Source organism: Streptomyces sp. AA4 (assembly GCF_000158875.1).
Taxonomy (GTDB): domain Bacteria; phylum Actinomycetota; class Actinomycetes; order Mycobacteriales; family Pseudonocardiaceae; genus Amycolatopsis.
The window spans coordinates 2,872,577-2,893,240 of sequence record NZ_GG657746.1 but is presented as its reverse complement, the minus strand read 5'-3'; the positions used below and the strand labels follow the sequence as shown (position 1 = coordinate 2,893,240).

The following is a 20,664-nucleotide window of genomic DNA, read 5'->3' as shown; positions in this document are numbered from 1 at the left end:
GTACCTCCTTGTGTCACAGTGAAGCTCACCCTAGGTTCTGGGCTAACTTTTGGTAAGAACACACCTTGAGGTAAGCTTCTGACATGGGAGTAAGCATCGAGGCAGGACGCCGAGCCGCCCCGGACCCGGGTGACGCGTTCAACAGCGACTGCCCCGGCCGGACAGTGCTCGACCACGTGTGCAGCCGGTGGGGCACGCTGATCCTGCTCTCGTTGCGCGAACGCCCGGCGCGCTTCTACGAACTGCGCGACGCGATCGGCGGAATCAGCGAAAAGATGCTGTCGCAGAACCTGCGCACCCTCACGCGCGACGGCTTGATCCATCGCGAGGTGGAGCCCGCTACGCCGCCCAAGGTGACGTACTCGCTGACCGACCTCGGACAGGAACTGACGACGCCGCTGCGGGGGCTGCTGGATTGGGTCCTCGTGCGGACGGTGGACGTGGTGAAGGCGCAGCGGAGGCATGATCGGCAGCACAAAGCCGGGGCTTGACCGCTGGGCGACGCGCGGAGCGCCCTGGCCGCGTTGACTCGGTAGGGTTTGCGGGGTGACAGCTGCGTCGGGGAAACGGCCGAAACCCGTCGATCAGTGCCAGGACGTGCACGAGATCCTCGACCAGATCCGGCTTCGCCCGAAGATGCGGCTGCGGCAACGTTCTCTGCGGGACTTGCAGATCCTCCTCCTCGGCTACGGCGTCGCCCTGGACGTGCACGGAATCGACGAGGAGTTCGAGTGGCGGCCCGTCGGCCCGTTCGCCCAATGGCTCGAGGCTCGTTTCGGCTGGCCGATGGCCTTGGGATGGGCGGCCGCCGTCGAAGAGCACGCCGACGGCGAGGACCCGCTGGACGTGTTCTTCCGGCTCCGCGACGAGTACCGGGCCGTGAGCCGCGAGCGCGCCTGAACTACCGGAGCGAGGACCTCAGCCCTTCAGCAACTGCCGAGCCATCACCAGACGCTGGATCTGGTTCGTGCCCTCGTAAATCTGCGTGCTTGAGGAAGAGCATAAGGCTGACCAGGGCGGACATTTTCGATCTTGCCGCTGGACCTGCAGATCGGGCGTTTGTCTTCGTTGGCTCACGACGGCACCGATTGGCTGTCCCACGGAACAGAGACGGAACACGGCAAGATCATCAGCGACCCGGCGCGCAGCGGGTTGGCTCCGATGATCCCCGCCGCGCCCTGGAGGGGTCATGAGCCCGGCGGTTGCGCAGTACTTGGTGCTCGGCATAGTCATCCTCGCCGCGCTAGCCATCTTGGCCGGAATACCGACGCTCATCGCGGTGATGGTGAAGGGGCCGAACCGCAGCGCAGCAGCTGTGCAACTCGCCGCTGGGCACTCCCCCGGGCTGGTATCCGCCGCCGCAGCAGCCGGGCCAGTTGCAGTGGTGGAACGGCACCAGTTGGGCCGACAGCTTCACGCTCCCGGCATCTCAGTAATCAGCGACCTCGCCATGCCAACGGGGACAGCGTCACCGCGGCCTCGGCGATCCGTCGAGCTGCCTCGGTCGCGAGTCCCTTGCGACCGGAGTCAATCCACCCGGCAACCCGCTCGACCCCGATTTCGCGGTATTCGATGGCCTGCAACAGCATTTCGAGCTTGTCAGCGTCCTTCGCGCATTTTGCTTCGAGTGTCTCCCGGGTCTCGTACTCGTCGACCGCGGCCCGCACTACGTCGCGGGTGCCGCCGGGCAGCCCGCCGGTCTGGTCTGCGGTGATCTCTCGCGGTTCAGGCTTGGCCAGGTACTTGCCCGCGGTGTGCGGGATGTCGCCGGTGCGGGTCTCCTGGGTGTCGTGCCAGATCGCGAGGAACGCGGCCCGCTCCGGGTTCGCGCCTTCCTCGGCGGCGAGCAGCGCCGCGATCTGCGCGGCGCGCAAGCTGTGCTCCGCGACCGATTCCGGGTCGCGGACGCCGACCTGCCACCAGCCCGCACGGCGGATGCGCTTGAGCAGCCCGAGTTCGTAGCCGAACGCGGCGAGGGCGGCGGCGGTTTCGTCTGGCATGAAGTGATCTCCCTATCGGTCGGCGAGACGCAGAGCGTAGTGAAGTCCGGCGACCTGGTCACGTCCCTGACGTGACAGCACGTCGTCCGACGAGAGCACGTCCAGTGCCTCGGCCAGTGCGTCCCGTTCGCCGGACCGTTCGGTCAGCAGGGCAGGACGACTGGCCACGAGCGAGTGCATCGTGTGCAGGTTGAGCGGGAGGTGCGGCGAAGCCGGGTCGAGCCGACCGACCAGATGGTGAAACAGCCGGATTCCCGACCATGTTCGGGTGTCGGCCTCAGCCATGAAGTGATCGTCGGCCTGGTCGTCTTGCAACTCGCCGATCCAATGCGCCCAGTAGTTGAGATTCGCGATCTCGGCGTCAGTGTCTGCGGTGCGCGCGACGAAGTCGTGCAGGTGTGCGCCGTCGCCGATTGACGCGAGCGCGACGGATGCCGAGCGGGCCTCGAGGAGCCTGGTCACGTCGCCGTCGGCGATCGCTCGGCGGCCGGCGTTTGCCCATTCCCCTCGCAGCCACTGCACGACCTCGCCGCGCCGGTCGAACCCAAGCAGGTACACAGCTTGCCGGCGCAGCAGCGCCTCGCCCGGGAGCACCCCGCGCTCAGCGACGGTCAGCAGGTGGTCGAAGAACCGGGTTCGTGCGTCGGCGCTCATCGTGGGGCCGGGCGCGACGGGACCACGGCGAGGCGCCTTCGGCCCGAACACCCCGAGTTCGGACGGCAGGTGCCCAGTGAACGGCCACGTGATCATGTTCGTGAGCGTCTTGCGGTGCACACTCGCAGCCAGCGGATGCAACTCGGGGTCTACCCACGCGTCTCCGGCGGTGGAACCGGTCGAGAGAACGAGATCGGCTTCGACGGCCGTGCGCAGGTGCCGCCCAGTCGAGGCAGGCGCGCCCAAGCGGGGCAACCGGGCACAGAGACGGGCGAAGTCCCCCGCGTTCATCGCCGAGAGGGGCCTGCGCCCCGACTCCCACCCCTGAACGGTGCTTCCGTCGACCGCTAGCCGTTCCGCTAGGCGCTCTTGCGTAAGCCCCGCGGACTCGCGCGCCAACTTGAGCACGTACCCCGAGACGACACCCATTGACCGGGAACCCTGGCTCCCGGTCAGTGTTGCCGACACTCCGCCCACGGACGCCCCCGTCTTGGCTGTTCCAGCCGAACCGTACCCGTACTCGCGGTCCGTTCTGTTTGCTCTCCGGCGATCGTAGCGTCACTTATCGAAGTTGCAGACCCGCTGACCAGTCAAAACGCTGAGGGGGTGGTCTCGAGTGCCAGCAATGATCTACATCGACCCGGCAGCAATCCTTCCTGTGATCGACAATGTGTGGCACCGCACCCGTCTCTCTGGCATCCCGGCGCCGGGCCAGGGCCTCACAATGCTGTGCGGAGAAACCGCGGTTGCGGAGTTCGAGACTCTCGATAAGCGTCGGATGCACGGTGCGCCGACCCAATGCCCGTACTGCGATGTGGTGTACCGCCGCTCACTCGGCTGGACGGTTCCGAAGGGTCACCCCGGCCTGCAGCCGCGACCCCGACAGCCGAGGCCTGTGCCATGACCGCGGCTAATCCTCACAATCACGGCCGCGCCTACCGGCGTCGCTACTACTCCGACGACGAGAACGGCGTCAACCCTCTCTTGCTGTTCGCCGCCTGGCTGCGTGGAGAACCAGGCTTTGCGCGCTCTGCCCCGGTCCGGCCGCGGACACGCATACGGCTCGCCTGCAAGGCCTGCCGGGCGACCGCGAAAGCGACTGACCACCGGTGCGGCGAATGCGGCGAACCCTTCTGGACCTGCGGCAAATAGCTCCCACAGACGGCGAGGACAGGACACCGGATGGAAACGCCCGACGAGGCGCGCGCAACGGATCAAGCGGAATCGCGCAAGCACACGGCCTGTCGCTGAGCTGGACTGGGCGGCTGTTGCGCCAGCAGGGTGCGGTGCTTCCGCCGATCCGGCAGGGCGTCAGGCGTGCCGACCTGCCTGTCGCGGAGATCATCCGCAAGTACGAGAAGGGGGCGTCGATGCAAGCACTGGCGGACGAAAACAACCCGTCGTACGGCACCATCCACCGGCTGCTGATCAAGAACAAGGTGCGGATCCGGCCGCACGGCGGCCAGAACGCCATCGAGTTCTCACCCCTGCTGGCTCCCCGACCCCGCCAGTAACCGAGACCAACGCCGCCCGGCGGCGCGCTTTCTCCGACGAGGCGCGCCGACCGGGCTGTCGGGCTGCCCACGTTTCCACGACGGAATGAGGACAGCAGATGGGACGCGACCGAGCAGGCAAGAGCCCCACCACCCCGGTATCCGGCAAGGACCACCGGACGACCAAGCCCACAGAGAAGAACTCCACTCCGCAACCCCGGCCGATACAGCCCGACCGCCCCCACCCGAAACGGAAGCATTAGCCATGCCTGACCGCCGCGAGATGCGCAGTTGCCTAGCGGCCGGGCGGGAAGGCAACCTGGTCTACGGGTCTCCGCCGAGCCGCCCGCCACAGCAGCCGACCGGTCCGACCCTGCCCGGCGGCGGCTACCGGTCGACCCGCTTCAGGTGGCTTTCCAACCCTCCACCGCCGGACGACGAGTAGAATCGAGGCCATGCGGGCGGCCCGGGAGATGGACAGGCTGGCGACGACGTTTCTGATCGGAGGCACCGACGCCCGCTTCACCGCTGTGGCTCTCCGGCGGGACACGGGGCTGCGCAGTTCCCGGATGCTTCCGTTATTGGACGAGATGAAGCGGCTCGGCTGGATCACCACCGAGTGGCCCGAAACCGACCCGGCTCGGGCGCAGTGCTACTACCGGCTGACCGAGCGCGGCCGGGAAGAACTGTCCGACGCCTAGCCCGTTCAGCGGGTGTGGCAGGAAACTTCACGGGCGGCTACGTCCAGGCCACAGGGCTGGTTTGATGGCTGCCGCGTTCGGGTGCCCGGCTCAGCGGCGACTCGCGGACGGAGCCGGTACGTGACCACCCGCAAGGAGGGCACGCACCAACTCCGCCACTGCTACGCCTCGGTCAGGCTCGCCGCGCGCGTGTCGATCCGCGAGCTGGCGGAGTACCTTGGCCACGCCGAGCCGGTGTTCACACTCCGGGTCTAGGGCCACCTCCTGCCCGACTCGCACGACCGCGCGCGGCAGGCAATCGAGCTCCGCCTGTTCCGTCCTCGCGCCGTCGGCTGACGGAACATAGACGGAACAGGCGGAGCAACGATCAACGCCAACCCGACAACGGAGTAGGCATGCGAGCCGAAGAAAGTGGCCGCGAGCTGGGGATTTTCAGCCCTTCAGCAACTGCCGAGCCATCACCAGACGCTGGATCTGGTTCGTGCCCTCGTAAATCTGGGTGATCTTCGCGTCCCGCATCATGCGCTCCAGCGGGAAGTCGCGCGTGTAGCCGTACCCGCCCAGCAGCTGGACCGCGTCCGTCGTCACGCTCATCGCCACGTCCGACGCGTGGCACTTCGCCGCCGCGCCGAAGAAGGACAGGTCGTCGTCCCCGCGCTCGGACTTGGCGGCAGCGGTGTACACCATCTGGCGCGCCGTCTCCACGGCCATCGCCATGTCCGCCAGCATGAACTGGATGCCCTGGAAGTCCGCGATGTGCTTGCCGAACTGCTTGCGCTCCTTGACATACGCCAGCGCGTGGTCCAGTGCGCCCTGCGCGATGCCGACCGCCTGGGCGGCGATCGTCACCCGGGTGTGGTCCAGCGTCTTCAGCGCGATCTTCAGGCCCTGGCCCGGCTCGCCGACGATGCGGTCGCCCGGGATGCGGACCTGGTCGAAGAGCAGTTCACGCGTCGGCGAGCCCTTGATGCCCAGCTTCTTTTCCTTGGCGCCGAAGGAAAAGCCCGGGTCGGACTTCTCGACCACGAAGGCAGTCACGTTGGCGCCGCGACGGCCGTCCGGGTCGGTGACTGCCAGAACCGTGTAGTACTCGGAGAATCCCGCGTTGGTGATCCACGACTTCTGTCCGTTCAGGATCCAGTCGTCCCCGGACGGGGTGGCGCGGCACCGCATCGAGGCGGTGTCCGAGCCCGCGTCGCGTTCGGACAGTCCATACGAGAATCCGGCCTCGCCCGAAGCCAGCGGGGGCAGGTACTTCGCCTTGACGTCCTCGTTCGCGGCCAGGATCAGCGGCAGGCTGCCGAGTTTGTTCACCGCGGGGATGAGCGACGACGAAGCGCACACGCGCGCCACTTCTTCGATCACGATGCAGGTGGCCAGCGCGTCGGCCCCGGCGCCGCCGTATTGTTCCGTCACGTGCGGGGCGTGGAAGTCCGACGCGACCAGTGCGTCGTAGGACGCTTTGGGGAATTCTTCGCGCTCGTCGGCCTCCGCGGCGTGCGGGGCGATTTGCTCTTCGGCGACCGCGCGGACGGCCTCGCGGATCGCTTCGTGGTCTTCGTTGATTTTGAACAGGTCGAAGCTCATCGGAGATCTCCTAGTAGGTGTAGAAACCGCGGCCGGTCTTGCGGCCGAGCAGGCCCGCGTCGACCATCCGGGCCAGCAGCGGCGGCGGCGCGTACAGCGGCTCCTTGAACTCCTCGTACAGCGATTCCGCGACCGCCTTCGTGGTGTCCAGGCCGATCAGGTCGGCCAGCGCGAGCGGGCCCTGCGGGTGCGCGGCGCCGCGCACGAGGCCCTCGTCGATGGCTTCCTTCGTCGCGAAGCCCGACTCCAGCATGCGCACGGCGGCGAGGATGAACGGGATCAGCAGCGCGTTCACCACGAAACCGGCCCGGTCCTGGCACAGGATCGCGTGCTTGCCCAGGGTCTCCTCGGCGAACTTCCGCGCGCGGTCGGTGGTCTCGTCGCCGGTGAGCAGGCTCGGCACCAGTTCGACCAGCGGCAGGACCGGCACCGGGTTGAAGAAGTGGATGCCGAGCACCTGCGCCGGGCGTTCGGTCGCGGTGCCGAGCTTCATGATCGGGATGGACGACGTGTTGGAGGCCAGCACCGCGTCCGGCGCGGCGACGATCTTGTCCAGCTTCCCGAACAGCTCCGCCTTGACCGCCTCGTTCTCCACGATCGCCTCGACGACGAGCGTGCGGTCGGCCAGGTCGTCGAGGTTTTCGGTGATCCGGATCCGCTCCAGCACCTCGGCCGCGGACGCGATCTTCCCCTTGCGCTCGGCCCGGCCCAGCGACGCCTCCAGCCGCGCCCGGCCCGCGTCGGCGGCGGCCCGGCTCGATTCGACCGCCACGACGTCCAGCCCGGCCCGGGCGCACACCTCGGCGATCCCCGCCCCCATCTGGCCGCAGCCGACCACGCCGACGAGCTCCACGTGCCTCACCCATCCCTTCCGGTACTTGGTTTCATGATGACGGTACTCAGTACCGGCGAGTAGGCGAGAGCGGGGTGGCCCACGTCACCCTGCTCGCCGGCGGCCGCGGCCGATTAGGCTGGCCGCAGCGTGCGTGCGAAAGGTGGCCCGATGCCCGAGAAACCGGCCAAGCAACGGCTGACCGAGGCCGCGTTCGCGCTGTTCGAGGAGCGCGGCTACGACCAGACGACGGTGGACGACATCACCGACCGCGCAGGCGTCGGGCGCAGCACGTTCTTCCGCGCCTTCCGGTCCAAAGAGGACGTCATCTTCCCGGACCACGAGGTCCTGCTGAGCGCGATCGAGGCCCGGCTCGCCGGATCCGACCCGCGCACCGCGATCGTCGCGGTCACCGAGGCCGCGCGGCTGGTACTGCGGCACTACGTCGCGGAGGGCGACCTGGCACTGGCGCGGTACCGGCTGACCCGCAGCGTGCCCGCGTTGCGCGCGCGGGAAATCGCGGGCACGCGCCAGTATCAGCGGCTGTTCCAGGAATTCGTCCACCGCTGGATGGGCGGCGGAGAAGACACCGCGTTACGCGCCGAACTCATGGCGGCGGCGGTGGTGACCGCCCACAACCACGTCCTGCGGCGCTGGCTGCGCGGACAGGCGACGGACCCGGAAGCGGCCTTCGACGCGGCGATGGCGGACACGGTCGCGTTGTTCGGCAACACGGGCGAGACGGAAACGACGGTGGTTGCTTTCCGTACCGGCAAGGATCTTTCCGCGGTGTTGCCTGGGTTGCGCAAGCTGCTCGGGGACGAGGGCACGCTCGGTTGACCGGACTGCGTGCAGCCCCGATGACCCCGAGACCGAGAGCGTTCCGCACCGGGAACGCTCGGCTGAGCGGCTACCAGGCCTCGTCGAACCGCACGCCCGCCTCGTACCAGTCCTCGTCGCTCACCGGGCGTTCCGGTTCCGTCGGAGGCTCGGGGTCGGCGGTGCGGTTGCGAAGGTAGTCCCCCTCGCCTGGTACGGCGGATGCACTTGCCGCTTGCCGAGGTTTCTCCGGCGCAGCAACGGGTTTGGGCTCGGCCGGTGAAGCAGGCGGCCGCGCTTCGGCGGGTGGAGCCGACCGCCGAGGAGCTGCGGGGGCCGCCTCGGGCGTGAATTCGGCCCGCCACTTCAGGCGGTCCATCACGTACCCGCGGGTGCCGAGCGGAGCCAGCAGCGCCGCGGTCCGGTTCGCCGATTCCCGCTGCGCTTCGGCGTACGTGTGCAGCACCAACGCGGCCAGCTCGTCCGGCGGCAGATTCCGCACGGCGCCAGAGAGTTTGAGTCCAGTGAGGACACCGTCGGTGTTGACGGTGGCGGTGACCGCGTTGCCGGGCGAGGACGCCTCGACCGACAACGCGGACAAAGCCTGGACCAGTTCTTCCGGACCGGCCACGTCAGTCCATTGTGGACGGCGAGAACGGCTGCGACACCGAACCGTCCGGCGCGATGTCGACGTTCCGGTCCCGGACCCGCTTCTCGGTGCCCTTCGGGGTGTTCGAGGTTTCGAAGTTGGACGGGTCGAACGAATCGCCGGGGCTCACGTCGGGCGGGCTCGGCACGGGCGGCAGGTTGACCGACTTCTCGTGGATCTTGTCCGCGAGCCGGCCCGCCGATTCCTGCATGTGCGAGCGGATCTTGTCCACGCCGCCGAGGAAGCTCTCGAAGATGTCGTCCGCGTTGTCGCCCTCGACCTTCGCCGAGGCCTGTGCGGTCACCTCGGTGAGACCGGCTCCCGCACCGGCCACCGCGGCCTGCGCTCCGACCGCGCTCATCGACAGCCCGCCCGCGGCGGCCGCGGCTCCGGCCGGGGTGGCGACCACGGCCAGCATCCCGACCAGCGCGCCGGTGAAGGCCACCGCCGCCACCTTCGACCAGGAGATTTCGCCCTCCTTGGCCTTGGCTTTCTGGTACTTCTCCGCGGTTTCCCGGAAGGTGAGCGCGAGCGAACCGAGGTCGTCCCGTGCGGCCCACACGCCGTCGCGAGCGGCGACGATGTCGCTCTCCACCACCGTGATCTCAGCGGCGAGCGCCTCGTACGCCTCCGACAGCCGGTCGAGGTAGGTCTTGACGTCCTCGGCCGCGTTGCCGCGCCACGAACCCAGCAGTTCCTTCGCCCGGCGCAGTTCGGTGATCGACCCGCGGCTGAGGTTCTTCCACACCGGTTCGTACGAGTTGATCATCGACTGCAGGCCGCCGCCGGTGTCCTTGAGGTCGGCCTCGGAGAACTCGCGGAAGACCTCGGTGACCTTGTCCTGGTACGCCTCGAAGAGCCCCTTCGCCATGGAGAACTTGAAGAACTCCGCGTAGCGCAGGAATTCCAGCCCGTCGAGCGCGTCATTGGCGCCCTGGTGCAGGTCCTCGCTGATGCCTTCGAGCAGTTCCGCGCGCGGACGGCCGTCGCTGCCGCCGCTGAGCCCGAAGTAGTCCTCCTGCTCGCTCACGTCAGCGCACCTCCCCGCCGGCGCGCCGCACCGCGGCCTGCGACTCGGCGTCCGACGCCTCGTACAGTTCGGCGACCCGCTGGAGCGCTTCGCTCGCCTGGTGCGTCGTGTAGGCCAGCTTCGCGAGCGCATCCTCGACCTTCGCGCGGTGGTTTTCGTACGCCGCCGCGACTTTGGGCATGCCGAGCGAGCCGCCGAACGCCGTGGTCGGGCCGCCGCCGAACGGGTTGATCGAGCCGATGATGGCGGCTGGGCTGACCGCGTCGGGCAGGTCCAGCCCGCGCACGCCGCCGCGCGCGGTGTCCGCCGCGTCCCCGGCGGCCGCGACGAACCTGCTCGCCTTGCGCAGGTCGTCGAGGTCGGTTTCGAAACCGATCATGAAACTACCCCCAGTCGTGTGAACCGTGACCCTACCGGGCGAACGGTATCCCTTCCGACTCATCGGACACCGGGGAGGTTCACGGCATTGACGTGAGGGCGGTCACAGCGCGGCGGCGCTCAGTCCGAAGTGGACCCGACAGCACTCCCCCGGCGCGGGAACCACGGCACGATCGGCGAAACTCGCCGCTGGTAGTTCGCGTACTCGGGGTAGCGGCCGAGCGTGATGCTCTCGGTGAAGATCGTCGAACCGATGAAGAGGGCGGTCAGGAGGACCGCGCCGGCGATCGTCCAGGTGACGGCGCCCGCCGCGGATACGCCGAACAGGAACACCAGCCACCACTGCGCTTGTTCGAAGAAGAAGTTGGGGTGGCGGGAAAACCGGAAGAGCCCGGTCTGCGCGAACCGCGGTTCGGGGGTGCGTCCGGCGGCCGTCTCGCGCTTCTTCCACTGGTGGAAGTTCCATTGCTGCTGGTCCGCGACCGTTTCGCCGACCAGACAGGCAACGAACGCGACGGCCAGCACGATGTCGGCCGCGCCCAGCGGCGTCCGATGGTCCAGCGCGGTCCACGCGGGAAGCGTGATGAGCAGCAGGATGACGTTCTGGTAGAGCGTGATGAAGAAGAGGTTGAACAGCTGGAACTGCCACCGCGCCATCCGGCCGCGCAGCACTGCCCAGCGGTAGTCCTCGCCGCCGGGCGCGTAGCCGCCCTTGCGGGCGTAGTTGAACGTCAGCCGCGCACCCCACAGGAACACGAGCGCGAACAGCAGGTTCAGCCGGGCGTCGGCGAATCCCGCGTGCCCGGCGAAGATCCCGGCGTAGGCCACCGGGACGACCGACCAGATCCGGTCCACCCAGGAGTACTCCCTGGTGAGCACCGACAGCAGCCAGCAGCCGGCGCAGACGCCCGCGAACACCCAGAGGCAGACCTGGAACGCGTTCATGACCGCGACTGTACTGGCGAATTCGCCGGCGCGAGGCCGTAGAATCCGCCGATGGACGCCCCGAACCTGCCGCTGCGCGAGCGCAAGATCGACCTGTTCTTCGCGGCGATCTTCTCGGTGTTCACGGTGACGTCGCTGATCAGCGACCTGCTGCCGACGATCGGCGTCGACTTCTCGCGGCCGACCGGCAACTTTTTCGTCGACTCCAACTACTGGTACGCCCACGACGCCGACCCGCTGTTCATGCATCCGCCGGACTGGATGCGGATCGTCACCGGGCTCTCGGCGTTCGTCTACCTCCCGTTCTACGTCGTGCTCGTCTGGTGCCTCGTCGCGGGCCGCAACGGGATCCAGCTGTTCGCGGTGATCTACGCGACGATGATCGCCACCCTCACCGGGATCGTCGTGTTCGGCGTCGAGTTCTTCGGCGACCCGGCGACCCGTACCGGCAATCCGGGCAAGTTCCTCGCGTTCAACCTCCCGTACGTGCTGATTCCGTTGCTGCTGCTGGTCCGGATGCGACGGCCGCTGCCGTTCACGCGGCGGTTCTGACCATTGTGGACGGTCAGGTCACGTCCGCGGCTTTCCGCAGCGCCCGTTGTCGCCGGCTGGTGCAGGCGGCGACCGAACCGCACAGCAGGGCGAGGGCCGCGACCGCGACCAGCACGTCCGACACCGACCTGACCAGCAGAGACAGCACCAGCGGACCAGCCAACCCGCCAAGCCGGTTGAAGAACGACACCGACCCGGCGACCCGCCCGCGCCGACCGTCGTCGACCACGTCGGCCGCGACCGGGAGGAAGACTGCGGCCATCGTGTTGACGCCCAGCAGAGCGACCGTCAGCACCGTCGCGGACAGCCACGGCGCGGCGACTGCCCATCCGGATACCGCGAGCGCCAGCAGCAACACCGCGGTGCAGACGGCTAGCCGCACCGTGACGCCGGTGGGGCCGAAGCGTCGGTAGCCGAGTGCGAGCAGTCCCGCGCACAGCACCATCGCCACGGCGGATCCGGTCAGGAGGGCGTTCGCCGTGGTCAGCGAGAGCCCGCCGACGCGGGACAGGGTCGGGACCCAGGTGGTGAGGCCGAATGTGGTGACACCGATCGAGAAGGCGAACACCCATTGGAGGCGGGTCGTGAGGGTGTTGCGGGCCAGCCAGTCGTCCTGCGCTGGGGCGGGGGTGTGTGGTTGATCCGGGGGTCCGGCCGCGACAGGTGGCGGGGTGCCTCGCTGATCCGGGATCACCACCGCCGCCGCGGCTAGCAGGAGGCCGGTCGGAGCGCCGATCAGCCACAGCACTCGCCAGCCGAACACTGGTTCCAGCCACAGCGCTGAACCGGACGCGACCAGATAGCCGATCGCGGTCGCGATGATCGACAGGCCGGTTACGGTCGCGCCTCGGCTGCGGCCGGGGAAGAGGTCGCTGAGGACGGTGATCAGCATCGGGGCCAGCCCGCCGACGGCGATGCCCATCAGGAAGCACATCACGACGTTGCCGCGGAAGTCCGGCATGGTGCCGCACATGCTGGTCGCGGTGAAGCCGAGCGTCGCGAGCAGATAGCAGGCCCGGCGGCCGACGCGCTCGGCCCATCGGCTGCACAGCAACGCGCCCAGTGCGGTGCCGGACAGGCCGCTCACCGCGAGCAGTGACGCGGTCGAGGCGTCGATGCCGTATTCCGAGCGCAGGCCGGGAATGACGAAGCCGAGCGTCGACGTCTTGCTGATGTCGATCGTCAGCGCGGCGGTGGCGACCACCGCGATCGTTCGCCTTCCCCGGACCGTAGGCGTGGACAGGGGAACACTGTGCCGCGGCTGGCCCAGGGCCAGCGCGGCTCCCAGTGCGAGGAGCAGTGCCGCTCCGGCGACGAACATTTCCGGCATGTCCGCCAGCGGCATGCCGTGCAGCCGCCGGTCCGGAGCAGAACCCGTAGAGTCCATTCCGGACATCTCGAACCCCCGGAAGAAGCCCACCGCCGAAGCGGCCACGACCACTGCCGCCGCCAGGGCGAGCACCCCCTGCCAACTCGTGCGAGCTGGCCCCGAAACTGTCGTCATGCCTCCAACTTCTCACCCGGCGCCGCGCTCCGGCATCTTCAGTTTTGCGGTCCTCGCCTCAATTTTCCTGCAGGACCGAAAGAATATTCCCCGCTGGATCCCGGAACCACGCGATCAGCGGACCGCCTAGCCGGAAGATGCCTTTTTCGTCGACGCCGTCGAACGGTTCGAAGGAAACCCCCGCCGCGCCGAGGTCCGCGACCGCTTGGTCGATGTCGTCCACCGGGAAGTTGAGAATGGTGTACTCGGCCGGAACGTGCTTGTCGCCCTTGGGATAGACGAGCACTTCGCGTCCTTCGGCGAGACGCAGGCGCAGCATCCCCCAGTTTTCGGCGACCTCGATGCCGAGCGTCTCGGCGTAGAACTTCCGCGCGGCCGGGATGTCGTCCACGGAGAAACCGCTGAATGCCTTGCTGGTGTCGAACATTTTTGCCTCCTGGATATTTGGTCAGCGTTGCTTCGGACGGTAGGTCACGGAGAGGACGCCATTGCGGATCAGCAGGTTCAGCTCGTCGAGCAGGCCCGCCAGCAGCAGCGACCGCACCAGCCGCGGGCTGCCGGGAAGGTGGATGTTCTTGCCCGGCTTGCTTTTCAAGGAGTTCAGCTCGGCCGCCAGATCAGGGCCGAGCAGCGTCGAACCGCTCCAGTCCGCCTCGGTGAGCGTGCTCGACACGACGTACTTCGGCGTGTTGTTCAGGAACGCGGCCATCGGCGATGCTGGCGCGGATCAGCTCGTCCGGCTCGTGGTTCAGCATCATCCAGTCCGGCGGCGATCCGGTCACCCCGTCGAGCGAAACCGACAGTCCGGCCACGATCTTGCGCACGGTTATGCTCCTTCTTCAGCTGACATGTGCACGGGGGACGTCGGAGCCGGGATCCTGAAGGCGACACCGGCGGAGAAAAAGTTTTCGAAGGGGCCAGTCGTGCGGTACCTGATCATGATCCACAGCAACCCGCGGTTCCGGGCGCTCTGGGAGGAGCTGCCGGACGAGAAGAAGGCCGAGTTCGCCCGGAGCCATCTCGCGCTGAACCGCGAGCTCGAAGAATCCGGCGAGCTCGTGCTCAGCGACGGGCTGGCCGACCCCGCCGAGGCCAAGTGCGTCACCGTGCAGGACGGCAAGGCGGTGGCGAGCGACGGGCCGTTCGCCGAGGTCAAGGAGCATCTCGTCGGCTTCTACCTGGTCGAATGCGAGAGCATGGAACGGGCGCTGGAGCACGCCGCGCGGGTGCCGGACGCTTTGTACGGCAAGATCGAGGTCCGGCCGCTCCGCAACGTGAAAGAGCTGAACCTCTGACCGCCGTCGAGCAGCTCCTGCGCGACCTCGCGCCGCAGGTGCTCACCGCCGTCTGCCGCCGGTTCGGCGACTTCACGCTGTGCGAGGACGCGGTGCAGGAAGCGCTGCTGTCCGCCGCGCTGAAATGGCCGGAGCAGGGCCTGCCGGACAACCCCAAGAGCTGGCTGATCACCGCGGCCGCGCGCAGGCGCATCGACATCGAACGCAGCGAGTCCGCCCGCCGCCAGCGCGAGCACACGGCCGCGGGGCTGGCGGTGCCGCAACCGGAACTGGCCCCGGCCGACGACGACACGCTGACCCTGCTGATGCTGTGCTGTCACCCCGAACTCGGCAAGCCGTCGCAGCTCGCGTTGACGCTGCGCGCGGTCGGCGGCCTCACCACCGCGGAGATCGGCCGGGCGCTGCTGGTTCCGGAGAAAACCGTGAGCCAGCGGATCAACCGGGCCAAGAAGCGGCTCAGCGGGGCCCGGTTCCGGATGCCGCCGCCGGGCGAACGGGCCGAGCGGCTGGCCGCGGTGCTGCAGGTGCTCTACCTGATCTTCACCGAGGGACACACCGCCAGCTCCGGAACGGCCGTCAACCGGGTCGAGCTGACCGCGGAGGCGATCCGGCTGACCCGGCAGCTGCACGCGCAGGTCCCCGACGACGGCGAGGTCGCCGGGCTGCTGGCGCTCATGCTGCTCAGCGACGCGCGGCGGCCCGCGCGGACGCGGCCGGACGGCACCGCCGTGCCGCTGGCCGAACAGGACCGCACCCGCTGGGACGCCGCCGCGATCGCCGAAGGGCGCGACCTGATCGGGAAAACCCTGGTCACCGCCCAGCTCGGGCCGTATCAGCTCGAGGCCGCGATCGCCGCCGTGCACGACGAGGCGGCGCGCGCCGAGGACACCGACTGGCCGCAGATCCTCGCCCTCTACGACCTCCTGCTCGCCCTCGCGCCGAGCCCGATGGCGGCGCTGAACCGGATCGTCCCGGTCGCGATGGTCCACGGCGCCCGCGAAGGGTTGCGGCAGCTCGACGAAATCGCGGGGCTGGACGAGCATCACCGCGTCGACGTCGTGCGCGCGCACCTGCTCGATCTGGCGGGCGAGCCCGAGCAGGCCCGGGTCTATTACCGTTCAGCGGCACAGAAAACGCTCAGCGTTCCGGAACGAAGATACCTGGAATCCCGTGCCGCGCAAGGAAACTCGCCTTAGCCGGCCACCCGCACGATCGTCGGCGACCGCAGTGCGTCGGGATTCGGCAACCGCACCGGCACGGTGTCCCCGTGGTACTCGAAGTGCCACCATTCGTTGTCGTAGCGGCGATACAGCCGGTACTCGGCCCCATGCTGCTCCAGCCACGCCGCGCCCTCGATCGGCCGCACGTCCAGCGCCGTGCCGCGGACGTGCGCCGACTCGTGCGGTGGCAGCACTCGACGCCGGGCTGCGGTGACGGAGCCGGTGCGCTGCACTTCTTCGGCGAACAGCCGGTGCTGGTCGGCGACGTCGCGATGGCCGGAGGTGAGCCCGATCAGCTGGCGGTGCCGCCAGAACGCGTCGGTGCGCGCAGCGGTGAAGGCCGCCCGGGTCGGTTCGCTGAGGCCCGCCAAGTCCTCGGCCGGGTATCGCAACGCGAGCGCCCACTGGCAGGCCAGGTACCGGCCGCGGCCGGGCGAACGCAGGAACGCCGCCGGAAGCAGCGCCACCGCCAGGAGGCGGGTGACGGCCGCGAGGACCCGGGGCCGGCGAAGCGACTCGATCATGGGACCCACTTTCGGGTCCCAGTGTGCGCGCACTGCGCACGGAGTTTGACAGCTCTGTAACGGTTCCCCGCGGCGGCGCTGTTACCGAACGATGACACGGCACGCACCGGGCGGGGATCCGCGCCGGGCAGGCTGGAACCCGGCTGTCCGCTGTGGACTGTCCGGGCGGCCGGACGGGCGGGCTGCGATAGTGGGAGACATGCCGAGGGTGCTGCTGATCGAAGACGACCGGGCCGTGCGCGACGGCCTGCGGCTGGCCCTGACCTATCAGGGCCACACGGTCGACGCGGTGGAGACCGGCGAGGAAGGCCTCGCCCGGCTCGCCGAAGACCCGGCCGACGTCGTGGTCCTCGACCTCATGCTGCCCGGGATGGACGGTTTCGAGGTGTGCCGCCGCATCCGCGCGGCCGGCGACCTGCCGATCATCATGCTCACCGCGCGCAACGACGACATCGACGTGGTGGCCGGGCTCGAAGCCGGAGCCGACGACTACGTCGTGAAACCCGCGCAGGCCCGCGTGCTGGAGGCGCGCATCCGCGCGGTGCTGCGCCGGACGGGCGGCGAACCGCGCGGCCCGGACGCGAAGCCGGGTCCGGAACGGCACGGCGACCTCACGATCGACCGCGACGGTCTCGTGGTCAGCAAGCACGGCACGGTGATCGGGCTCGCGCCGACCGAACTGCGGCTGCTGCTGGAGCTGTCGTCGGCGCCCGGCCGCGTGCTCAGCCGCCAGCAGCTGCTCGAATCCGTGTGGGACCAGGGCTATCTCGGCGATTCGCGGCTCGTCGACGCGTGCGTGCAGCGGTTGCGCGCGAAGATCGAGGACGATCCCGCGAAACCGGTGTACGTCCAGACCCTGCGCGGGTTCGGCTATCGCTTCGGGCCGCTGTGACCGGCTGGCGGCTGCGCGGGCTGCGCACCCGGCTGCTGGTGGCGTTCGCGCTGCTGAGCGTGTTCACCGCGCTCGCCGTCGCCGGGATCGGCTACGTGCAGGCCCGAAACGGGATCCTGCAGCGCACCCAGGACAACGCCGCCGTCGAGATGACCACCCAGCTCAAGCAGCTGTACCCGCTCCCCCGGCAGCCGGTGAAGACGAGCGCGCTGCAGTCGGCCGCCGACCGGCTCGACGGCCGGAAGATCTCCGCGCTGGTGACGAGCGGCGGCCGCAGCGCCGGCGACATGCCCGCCTCGGTGATCACGCCGGAGCTGCGGGCGGTCGTGCGGTCCGGCCGGGTCGCGTGGCAGCGGGTGGACGTCGGCGGGGTGACGCAGCTGCTGCTGGGCTCCCCGCTGCTGATCGCGACCGGCGACCGGCTGAACCCGACGATCCCGTCCGGCATCGAGGTCTACGAACTGCGCAATCTCGACGCGGAAATCGACGCGGTGAACCGGCTCGCCCGGGACGCGTGGCTCGCCGGCGGGGCCGCGCTGGTGGTGGCCCTGATCCTCGCCGTGCTGGCCGCGGGCAGCGTGTTGCGGCCGGTCGGCGAACTGCAGCGCGCCGCTCGAAGGCTCGGGGCGGGCGATCTCGACGCCCGGATCGCCGTCCGCGGCAGCGACGAACTGGCGAGCGTCGCGGAGACGTTCAACGCGACCGCCGAATCGCTGCAACGGCACGTCGGCGAGCTGCGCCGGATGGAAGCCGACGCGCGGCGGTTCGTCGCCGACGTGTCGCACGAACTGCGTACGCCGCTGGCCGCGATGACCGCGGTCACCGACATGCTCGACGCCGAAGCGAAACGGCTGCCGGACCCGGCGGGCGAGGCGGTGCGCCTGGTCAGCCAGGAAACGCACAACCTCACGCGGCTGGTGAACGACCTGATCGAGGTCACCCGGTTCGACTCCGGCACCGCGTCCCTCGAAGTGGACGACGTCGACGTGGCCGAGGCGGTCCGGGCGACGCTGCGGGTGCGCGGCTTCGAGGTCGAGACCGATCTGCCGGACGGGATCCGCGCGCGGATCGATCCGCGTCGGCTGGACGTGATCGTGGCCAATCTCGTGGGGAACGCGTTGCGGCACGGCGCGGAACCGGTGACGGTGCGGCTGCGGGGCGACCAGGCGGGGATCACGCTCGCCGTCGAAGACTCCGGTCCCGGCCTGGACGAGGAGGTGCTTCCGCACGTGTTTTCCCGGTTCTACAAGGCGGACACCGCGCGCAGCCGGTCGGAAGGGAGCGGGCTCGGGCTCGCGATCGCCTGGGAGAACGCGCGTTTGCACCGCGGGGAGCTGGTCGCCGGGAACCGGCCCGAAGGCGGTGCGGTGTTCACGTTGTGGCTGCCTCGGGAGGTGCGGCGATGAAGCAGTTGCTGACGCTGGTCGCGGTCTTGGTGCTGGCGAGCGGTTGCGGGGTGCGGCCCAGCGGCGTGATCCCCGGGGAGAACGCGCCCAGCGGGCCGCCGAACGGGAACCTCGGGCCTACGGCGACGGTGTATTTCGTGCTGGAAGGAAAAGTCGTGCCGGTCGTGCGCACCGGTGTCGACGACGTGCCCGCGGACCGGGTCCGGGCGCTGGAGCAGGGGCCGCACGAGGACGAACGGGCCAGCGGTTACACGACGGAGCTTCCGCCGTCGTTCGAGCCGATCGCCATCGGAGTGGGCGAAGCGGCGATCGGGGTGAACGTCCGGGAGTTGTCGCCCAACGCGGTCGCGCAGCTCGTCTGCACGATCCTCGCGGCGGGCGGCGGCGGGACGTCCGGGACGATCACCCTGTCCGGCGGGGGCCAGAAGCTGGCGCCCCGGGCGTGCGGAGGCTGATTCAGCCGCGCGGCTTCATCGCGGGCGCGAACACTACCGCCACCACGCACAACGCCAGGGGCAGCAGGAACGCGACGTTCAGCGGCACCCAGTGCGCCAGCCCGCCGATGATCGCCGGACCGGCCAGCAGCCCGACGTACCCGACGCCGACCACCCGCGCCATCAACGCCCCGGACGCGCGTTTGTCGAGGTTGCCCGCCGCGGTGAACAACTGCGGGACGCCCCCGGAAAGCCCGAGCCCGAACAACGCCCAGCCGCCCAACGACAACGGCACCCACGGCGCGAGCGACGCGATCGCCAGCCCCAACGCGGCCAGCCCGCTCCCGTAACGCACCACGGCGACCGGACCGGCCAGCGCGGCGACCCGGTCGGTCGCGAACCGGCCGACCGTCATCGCCACCGCGAACGAACCGTAGGCCAGTGCGGCGGTGCTTTCGGACGTCCCCAGCCCGTCTCGCAGATACAGCGCGGCCCAGTCGTTCGCGACGCCCTCGGACAGCATCAGCGCGAAGGCCAGCAGACCCAGCAGCCACACCACGCGCATCGGGGTGCGGGCCGGTTTGGCTTCCTCAGTGGCTTCCTCCGCGGTTTCCCCGGACGAATCAAGCAGATACCGGCGGACCACCAGCGACACCACGATGCACAGGACGCCGGTGCCGCCGAGCGACACGAGCGTCGGCACGCCCGCCCCGAGCACTGCCGCGCCGACGACCGCCGCGATCGCACCGCCGATCGACCACATCGCGTGGAAGGCCGCCATGATCGGCCGCGGATACGCGCGTTCGACGACCACGGCGTGCGCGTTCATCGCGACGTCGAGCGACCCGTTGAAGAACCCGAACGCCGCGAGCGCCAGCCCGAGCGTCCACCAGTTCGCCGCGAGCCCCGGCAGCACGACCGCGACCCCGACGAGCACCCCCGCGACGGACACGACCCGCGGATGGCCGAACCGGTCCGCGAGCGGCCCGGTGACCTGCATGCCGATCAGCGCCGATCCGCCGAGCACGAGCAGCAGCGCCCCGAGCGCGGTGTGCGAGACGCCGGTCGCGCGCTCGATCACCGGAATGTGCACCACCCACATGCCGACCGCGAACCCGCACAGGGCGAACACGATCCAGGTGGCGACGCGGGCCGCGCGGGGCAGCACCGGGGGCGGGGAAAGCTCGGTCATCGGGCTCGGCTCCTCTTCGGGGGTCGGGTCCGGTCGGGAACACGGACGCGGTGGGCGCTGGGGCATGATGGGCGGGTGGAAGCCGACCTGGGCGCCGCCCCGTGAGCGAGGGCTACCTGAAGGGCAGAATCCGCCGGGACGACATCGTTTCGGCGGCCGCCGTCGTGTACGGCGAGGCTGGCTACCACGCGTCGTCGCTGCGGGAAATAGCCAAACGAGCAGGCATCACCCACGCCGGCTTGCTGTACCACTTCCCGACGAAGGAAGCGCTGCTCGCCGCGGTCCTGGAACGCCGCGACGCCGAGGACGCCGCCCGCGAACAGCTGACCGCCGCCCCGCCCGGGCTCGAGGTCCTGCGCCGCTTCATCGCGCTGGCCGAACACAACGTCCGCCACCGGGGCATCGTCGAGGTGTACTCGCGCCTCGCCGCCGAGGCGATCTCGGAAGACCACCCCGCCCACGCCTACTTCGCCCGCCATTACCGCGAGGCCCGCGAGACCATCGCCCAGTCGTTCCACGCGCTCGCCGAAACAGGCGAGCTGCGCCCCGGCGTCGAC

At 69.4% G+C, this 20,664-nt stretch carries 27 protein-coding genes; 14 read left to right on the top strand and 13 right to left on the bottom strand.

From position 1 onward, the window contains the following. The first annotated feature begins 83 nt into the window (after window positions 1-83). The 3 genes from SSMG_RS13420 (at window position 84) to SSMG_RS47615 (ending at window position 1,436) form a co-directional block, all read left to right on the top strand. Window positions 84-491, top strand: a complete 408-nt coding sequence (locus SSMG_RS13420) for a helix-turn-helix domain-containing protein (RefSeq protein WP_009076576.1) — start codon at window positions 84-86, stop codon at window positions 489-491. A gap of 55 nt (window positions 492-546) precedes the next feature. Next, complete coding sequence (locus SSMG_RS13415) at window positions 547-900, top strand: hypothetical protein (protein WP_009076574.1); 354 nt, start codon at window positions 547-549, stop codon at window positions 898-900. 413 nt (window positions 901-1,313) lie between these two features. Further along, window positions 1,314-1,436, top strand: coding sequence for a DUF2510 domain-containing protein (locus SSMG_RS47615; RefSeq protein ID WP_078561103.1), 123 nt, complete (start codon window positions 1,314-1,316; stop codon window positions 1,434-1,436). Here the strand turns inward: SSMG_RS47615 and SSMG_RS13410 are convergent, their stop codons facing one another. Continuing rightward, on the bottom strand, window positions 1,437-2,000 hold the full coding sequence (locus SSMG_RS13410) for an HD family hydrolase (protein ID WP_009076573.1): 564 nt from the start codon (window positions 1,998-2,000) through the stop codon (window positions 1,437-1,439). A 12-nt stretch (window positions 2,001-2,012) separates the two neighbouring features. Further along, window positions 2,013-3,083: a helix-turn-helix transcriptional regulator gene (locus tag SSMG_RS13405; RefSeq protein WP_063631938.1), complete on the bottom strand. Its 1,071-nt coding sequence runs from the start codon at window positions 3,081-3,083 to the stop codon at window positions 2,013-2,015. An 857-nt stretch (window positions 3,084-3,940) separates the two neighbouring features. On the opposite strand from SSMG_RS13405, the gene SSMG_RS46115 reads away from it, so the two are divergent. The 3 genes from SSMG_RS46115 (at window position 3,941) to SSMG_RS46850 (ending at window position 5,103) form a co-directional block, all read left to right on the top strand. After that, on the top strand, window positions 3,941-4,168 hold the full coding sequence (locus SSMG_RS46115; RefSeq protein ID WP_199785897.1) for a helix-turn-helix domain-containing protein: 228 nt from the start codon (window positions 3,941-3,943) through the stop codon (window positions 4,166-4,168). A 434-nt stretch (window positions 4,169-4,602) separates the two neighbouring features. Beyond that, a complete protein-coding gene (locus tag SSMG_RS13395; protein ID WP_009076562.1) occupies window positions 4,603-4,848 on the top strand; it encodes a helix-turn-helix transcriptional regulator in 246 nt (81 codons plus the stop codon). A gap of 120 nt (window positions 4,849-4,968) precedes the next feature. Beyond that, complete coding sequence (locus SSMG_RS46850) at window positions 4,969-5,103, top strand: hypothetical protein (RefSeq protein WP_255409867.1); 135 nt, start codon at window positions 4,969-4,971, stop codon at window positions 5,101-5,103. A gap of 177 nt (window positions 5,104-5,280) precedes the next feature. On the opposite strand, the gene SSMG_RS13385 is transcribed toward SSMG_RS46850, so the two are convergent. Further along, complete coding sequence (locus SSMG_RS13385; protein WP_009076559.1) at window positions 5,281-6,435, bottom strand: acyl-CoA dehydrogenase family protein; 1,155 nt, start codon at window positions 6,433-6,435, stop codon at window positions 5,281-5,283. Window positions 6,436-6,445: 10 nt separating this feature from the next. Then, complete coding sequence (locus SSMG_RS13380) at window positions 6,446-7,297, bottom strand: 3-hydroxybutyryl-CoA dehydrogenase (RefSeq protein ID WP_009076557.1); 852 nt, start codon at window positions 7,295-7,297, stop codon at window positions 6,446-6,448. Between the two features lie 141 nt (window positions 7,298-7,438). Between SSMG_RS13380 and SSMG_RS13375 the strand changes: the two genes are divergently transcribed. Further along, window positions 7,439-8,107 carry a TetR/AcrR family transcriptional regulator gene (locus tag SSMG_RS13375; RefSeq protein WP_037713554.1) on the top strand — a complete coding sequence of 223 codons (669 nt, stop codon included), beginning with the start codon at window positions 7,439-7,441 and terminating at the stop codon, window positions 8,105-8,107. A 70-nt stretch (window positions 8,108-8,177) separates the two neighbouring features. Here SSMG_RS13375 and SSMG_RS13370 read toward each other — a convergent pair whose 3' ends face one another. The 4 genes from SSMG_RS13370 to SSMG_RS13355 all read right to left on the bottom strand — a co-directional run bounded on the left by SSMG_RS13370 (window position 8,178) and on the right by SSMG_RS13355 (window position 11,088). After that, window positions 8,178-8,717, bottom strand: a complete 540-nt coding sequence (locus SSMG_RS13370; protein ID WP_009076553.1) for a YbaB/EbfC family nucleoid-associated protein — start codon at window positions 8,715-8,717, stop codon at window positions 8,178-8,180. A gap of 1 nt (window position 8,718) precedes the next feature. Next, window positions 8,719-9,765: a hypothetical protein gene (locus SSMG_RS13365; RefSeq protein ID WP_009076550.1), complete on the bottom strand. Its 1,047-nt coding sequence runs from the start codon at window positions 9,763-9,765 to the stop codon at window positions 8,719-8,721. Between the two features lies 1 nt (window position 9,766). After that, window positions 9,767-10,144 carry a hypothetical protein gene (locus SSMG_RS13360; protein ID WP_037713551.1) on the bottom strand — a complete coding sequence of 126 codons (378 nt, stop codon included), beginning with the start codon at window positions 10,142-10,144 and terminating at the stop codon, window positions 9,767-9,769. A gap of 119 nt (window positions 10,145-10,263) precedes the next feature. Then, window positions 10,264-11,088 carry a DUF1295 domain-containing protein gene (locus SSMG_RS13355; RefSeq protein WP_009076547.1) on the bottom strand — a complete coding sequence of 275 codons (825 nt, stop codon included), beginning with the start codon at window positions 11,086-11,088 and terminating at the stop codon, window positions 10,264-10,266. 51 nt (window positions 11,089-11,139) lie between these two features. On the opposite strand from SSMG_RS13355, the gene SSMG_RS13350 reads away from it, so the two are divergent. Continuing rightward, on the top strand, window positions 11,140-11,640 hold the full coding sequence (locus tag SSMG_RS13350; protein WP_009076545.1) for an emopamil-binding family protein: 501 nt from the start codon (window positions 11,140-11,142) through the stop codon (window positions 11,638-11,640). Window positions 11,641-11,653: 13 nt separating this feature from the next. On the opposite strand, the gene SSMG_RS13345 is transcribed toward SSMG_RS13350, so the two are convergent. From SSMG_RS13345 to SSMG_RS13335, 3 genes are read right to left on the bottom strand one after another with little or no spacing between them, the layout of a single operon-like run. After that, window positions 11,654-13,144, bottom strand: coding sequence for an MFS transporter (locus SSMG_RS13345; protein WP_009076543.1), 1,491 nt, complete (start codon window positions 13,142-13,144; stop codon window positions 11,654-11,656). Window positions 13,145-13,202: 58 nt separating this feature from the next. Next, window positions 13,203-13,571 carry a VOC family protein gene (locus SSMG_RS13340; protein ID WP_009076541.1) on the bottom strand — a complete coding sequence of 123 codons (369 nt, stop codon included), beginning with the start codon at window positions 13,569-13,571 and terminating at the stop codon, window positions 13,203-13,205. Window positions 13,572-13,592: 21 nt separating this feature from the next. Next, window positions 13,593-13,853, bottom strand: coding sequence for a dihydrofolate reductase family protein (locus SSMG_RS13335; RefSeq protein ID WP_009076538.1), 261 nt, complete (start codon window positions 13,851-13,853; stop codon window positions 13,593-13,595). Window positions 13,854-14,067: 214 nt separating this feature from the next. On the opposite strand from SSMG_RS13335, the gene SSMG_RS13330 reads away from it, so the two are divergent. Together SSMG_RS13330 and SSMG_RS13325 are read left to right on the top strand one after the other, a co-directional pair. After that, window positions 14,068-14,439: a YciI family protein gene (locus tag SSMG_RS13330; RefSeq protein WP_037717094.1), complete on the top strand. Its 372-nt coding sequence runs from the start codon at window positions 14,068-14,070 to the stop codon at window positions 14,437-14,439. Further along, window positions 14,436-15,635 carry an RNA polymerase sigma factor gene (locus tag SSMG_RS13325; protein WP_009076533.1) on the top strand — a complete coding sequence of 400 codons (1,200 nt, stop codon included), beginning with the start codon at window positions 14,436-14,438 and terminating at the stop codon, window positions 15,633-15,635. Before SSMG_RS13330 ends, SSMG_RS13325 begins: the two co-directional genes overlap by 4 nt. Here the strand turns inward: SSMG_RS13325 and SSMG_RS13320 are convergent. Further along, window positions 15,632-16,183 carry a D-alanyl-D-alanine carboxypeptidase family protein gene (locus SSMG_RS13320; RefSeq protein ID WP_037713549.1) on the bottom strand — a complete coding sequence of 184 codons (552 nt, stop codon included), beginning with the start codon at window positions 16,181-16,183 and terminating at the stop codon, window positions 15,632-15,634. The genes SSMG_RS13325 and SSMG_RS13320 overlap by 4 nt on opposite strands. A gap of 199 nt (window positions 16,184-16,382) precedes the next feature. Here SSMG_RS13320 and SSMG_RS13315 point away from each other — a divergent pair, with 199 nt between their 5' ends. Genes SSMG_RS13315 through SSMG_RS13305 form a run of 3 tightly spaced genes read left to right on the top strand, consistent with a single transcriptional unit; the run spans window position 16,383 to window position 18,936 of the window. After that, the gene (locus SSMG_RS13315) at window positions 16,383-17,075 is read left to right on the top strand and encodes a response regulator transcription factor (protein WP_050788167.1); all 693 of its coding nucleotides are present in this window, start codon (window positions 16,383-16,385) and stop codon (window positions 17,073-17,075) included. Beyond that, complete coding sequence (locus SSMG_RS13310) at window positions 17,072-18,481, top strand: sensor histidine kinase (RefSeq protein WP_009076527.1); 1,410 nt, start codon at window positions 17,072-17,074, stop codon at window positions 18,479-18,481. Before SSMG_RS13315 ends, SSMG_RS13310 begins: the two co-directional genes overlap by 4 nt. After that, on the top strand, window positions 18,478-18,936 hold the full coding sequence (locus SSMG_RS13305) for a hypothetical protein (protein ID WP_100266778.1): 459 nt from the start codon (window positions 18,478-18,480) through the stop codon (window positions 18,934-18,936). Before SSMG_RS13310 ends, SSMG_RS13305 begins: the two co-directional genes overlap by 4 nt. A gap of 1 nt (window position 18,937) precedes the next feature. On the opposite strand, the gene SSMG_RS13300 is transcribed toward SSMG_RS13305, so the two are convergent. Continuing rightward, window positions 18,938-20,107 (bottom strand): MFS transporter, encoded by a 1,170-nt coding sequence (locus tag SSMG_RS13300; RefSeq protein ID WP_009076524.1) that lies wholly within the window; start codon window positions 20,105-20,107, stop codon window positions 18,938-18,940. 101 nt (window positions 20,108-20,208) lie between these two features. Here SSMG_RS13300 and SSMG_RS13295 point away from each other — a divergent pair. After that, window positions 20,209-20,664 (top strand): TetR/AcrR family transcriptional regulator (locus tag SSMG_RS13295; RefSeq protein WP_009076522.1); only part of this gene is annotated, 456 nt, incomplete at its 3' end.

Excerpts from the sequence above, each read along its gene's own strand:
- SSMG_RS13420 (WP_009076576.1), top strand. The coding sequence starts at position 84 with ATGGGAGTAAGCATCGAGGCAGGACGCCGAGCCGCCCCGGACCCGGGT.
- SSMG_RS13410 (WP_009076573.1), bottom strand. The coding sequence starts at position 2,000 with ATGCCAGACGAAACCGCCGCCGCCCTCGCCGCGTTCGGCTACGAACTC.
- SSMG_RS13405 (WP_063631938.1), bottom strand. The coding sequence starts at position 3,083 with ATGGGTGTCGTCTCGGGGTACGTGCTCAAGTTGGCGCGCGAGTCCGCG.
- SSMG_RS13395 (WP_009076562.1), top strand. The coding sequence starts at position 4,603 with ATGCGGGCGGCCCGGGAGATGGACAGGCTGGCGACGACGTTTCTGATC.
- SSMG_RS13385 (WP_009076559.1), bottom strand. The coding sequence starts at position 6,435 with ATGAGCTTCGACCTGTTCAAAATCAACGAAGACCACGAAGCGATCCGC.
- SSMG_RS13375 (WP_037713554.1), top strand. The coding sequence starts at position 7,439 with ATGCCCGAGAAACCGGCCAAGCAACGGCTGACCGAGGCCGCGTTCGCG.
- SSMG_RS13360 (WP_037713551.1), bottom strand. The coding sequence starts at position 10,144 with ATGATCGGTTTCGAAACCGACCTCGACGACCTGCGCAAGGCGAGCAGG.
- SSMG_RS13355 (WP_009076547.1), bottom strand. The coding sequence starts at position 11,088 with ATGAACGCGTTCCAGGTCTGCCTCTGGGTGTTCGCGGGCGTCTGCGCC.
- SSMG_RS13350 (WP_009076545.1), top strand. The coding sequence starts at position 11,140 with ATGGACGCCCCGAACCTGCCGCTGCGCGAGCGCAAGATCGACCTGTTC.
- SSMG_RS13345 (WP_009076543.1), bottom strand. The coding sequence starts at position 13,144 with ATGACGACAGTTTCGGGGCCAGCTCGCACGAGTTGGCAGGGGGTGCTC.
- SSMG_RS13340 (WP_009076541.1), bottom strand. The coding sequence starts at position 13,571 with ATGTTCGACACCAGCAAGGCATTCAGCGGTTTCTCCGTGGACGACATC.
- SSMG_RS13335 (WP_009076538.1), bottom strand. The coding sequence starts at position 13,853 with ATGGCCGCGTTCCTGAACAACACGCCGAAGTACGTCGTGTCGAGCACG.
- SSMG_RS13320 (WP_037713549.1), bottom strand. The coding sequence starts at position 16,183 with ATGATCGAGTCGCTTCGCCGGCCCCGGGTCCTCGCGGCCGTCACCCGC.
- SSMG_RS13315 (WP_050788167.1), top strand. The coding sequence starts at position 16,383 with ATGCCGAGGGTGCTGCTGATCGAAGACGACCGGGCCGTGCGCGACGGC.
- SSMG_RS13305 (WP_100266778.1), top strand. The coding sequence starts at position 18,478 with ATGAAGCAGTTGCTGACGCTGGTCGCGGTCTTGGTGCTGGCGAGCGGT.
- SSMG_RS13300 (WP_009076524.1), bottom strand. The coding sequence starts at position 20,107 with ATGACCGAGCTTTCCCCGCCCCCGGTGCTGCCCCGCGCGGCCCGCGTC.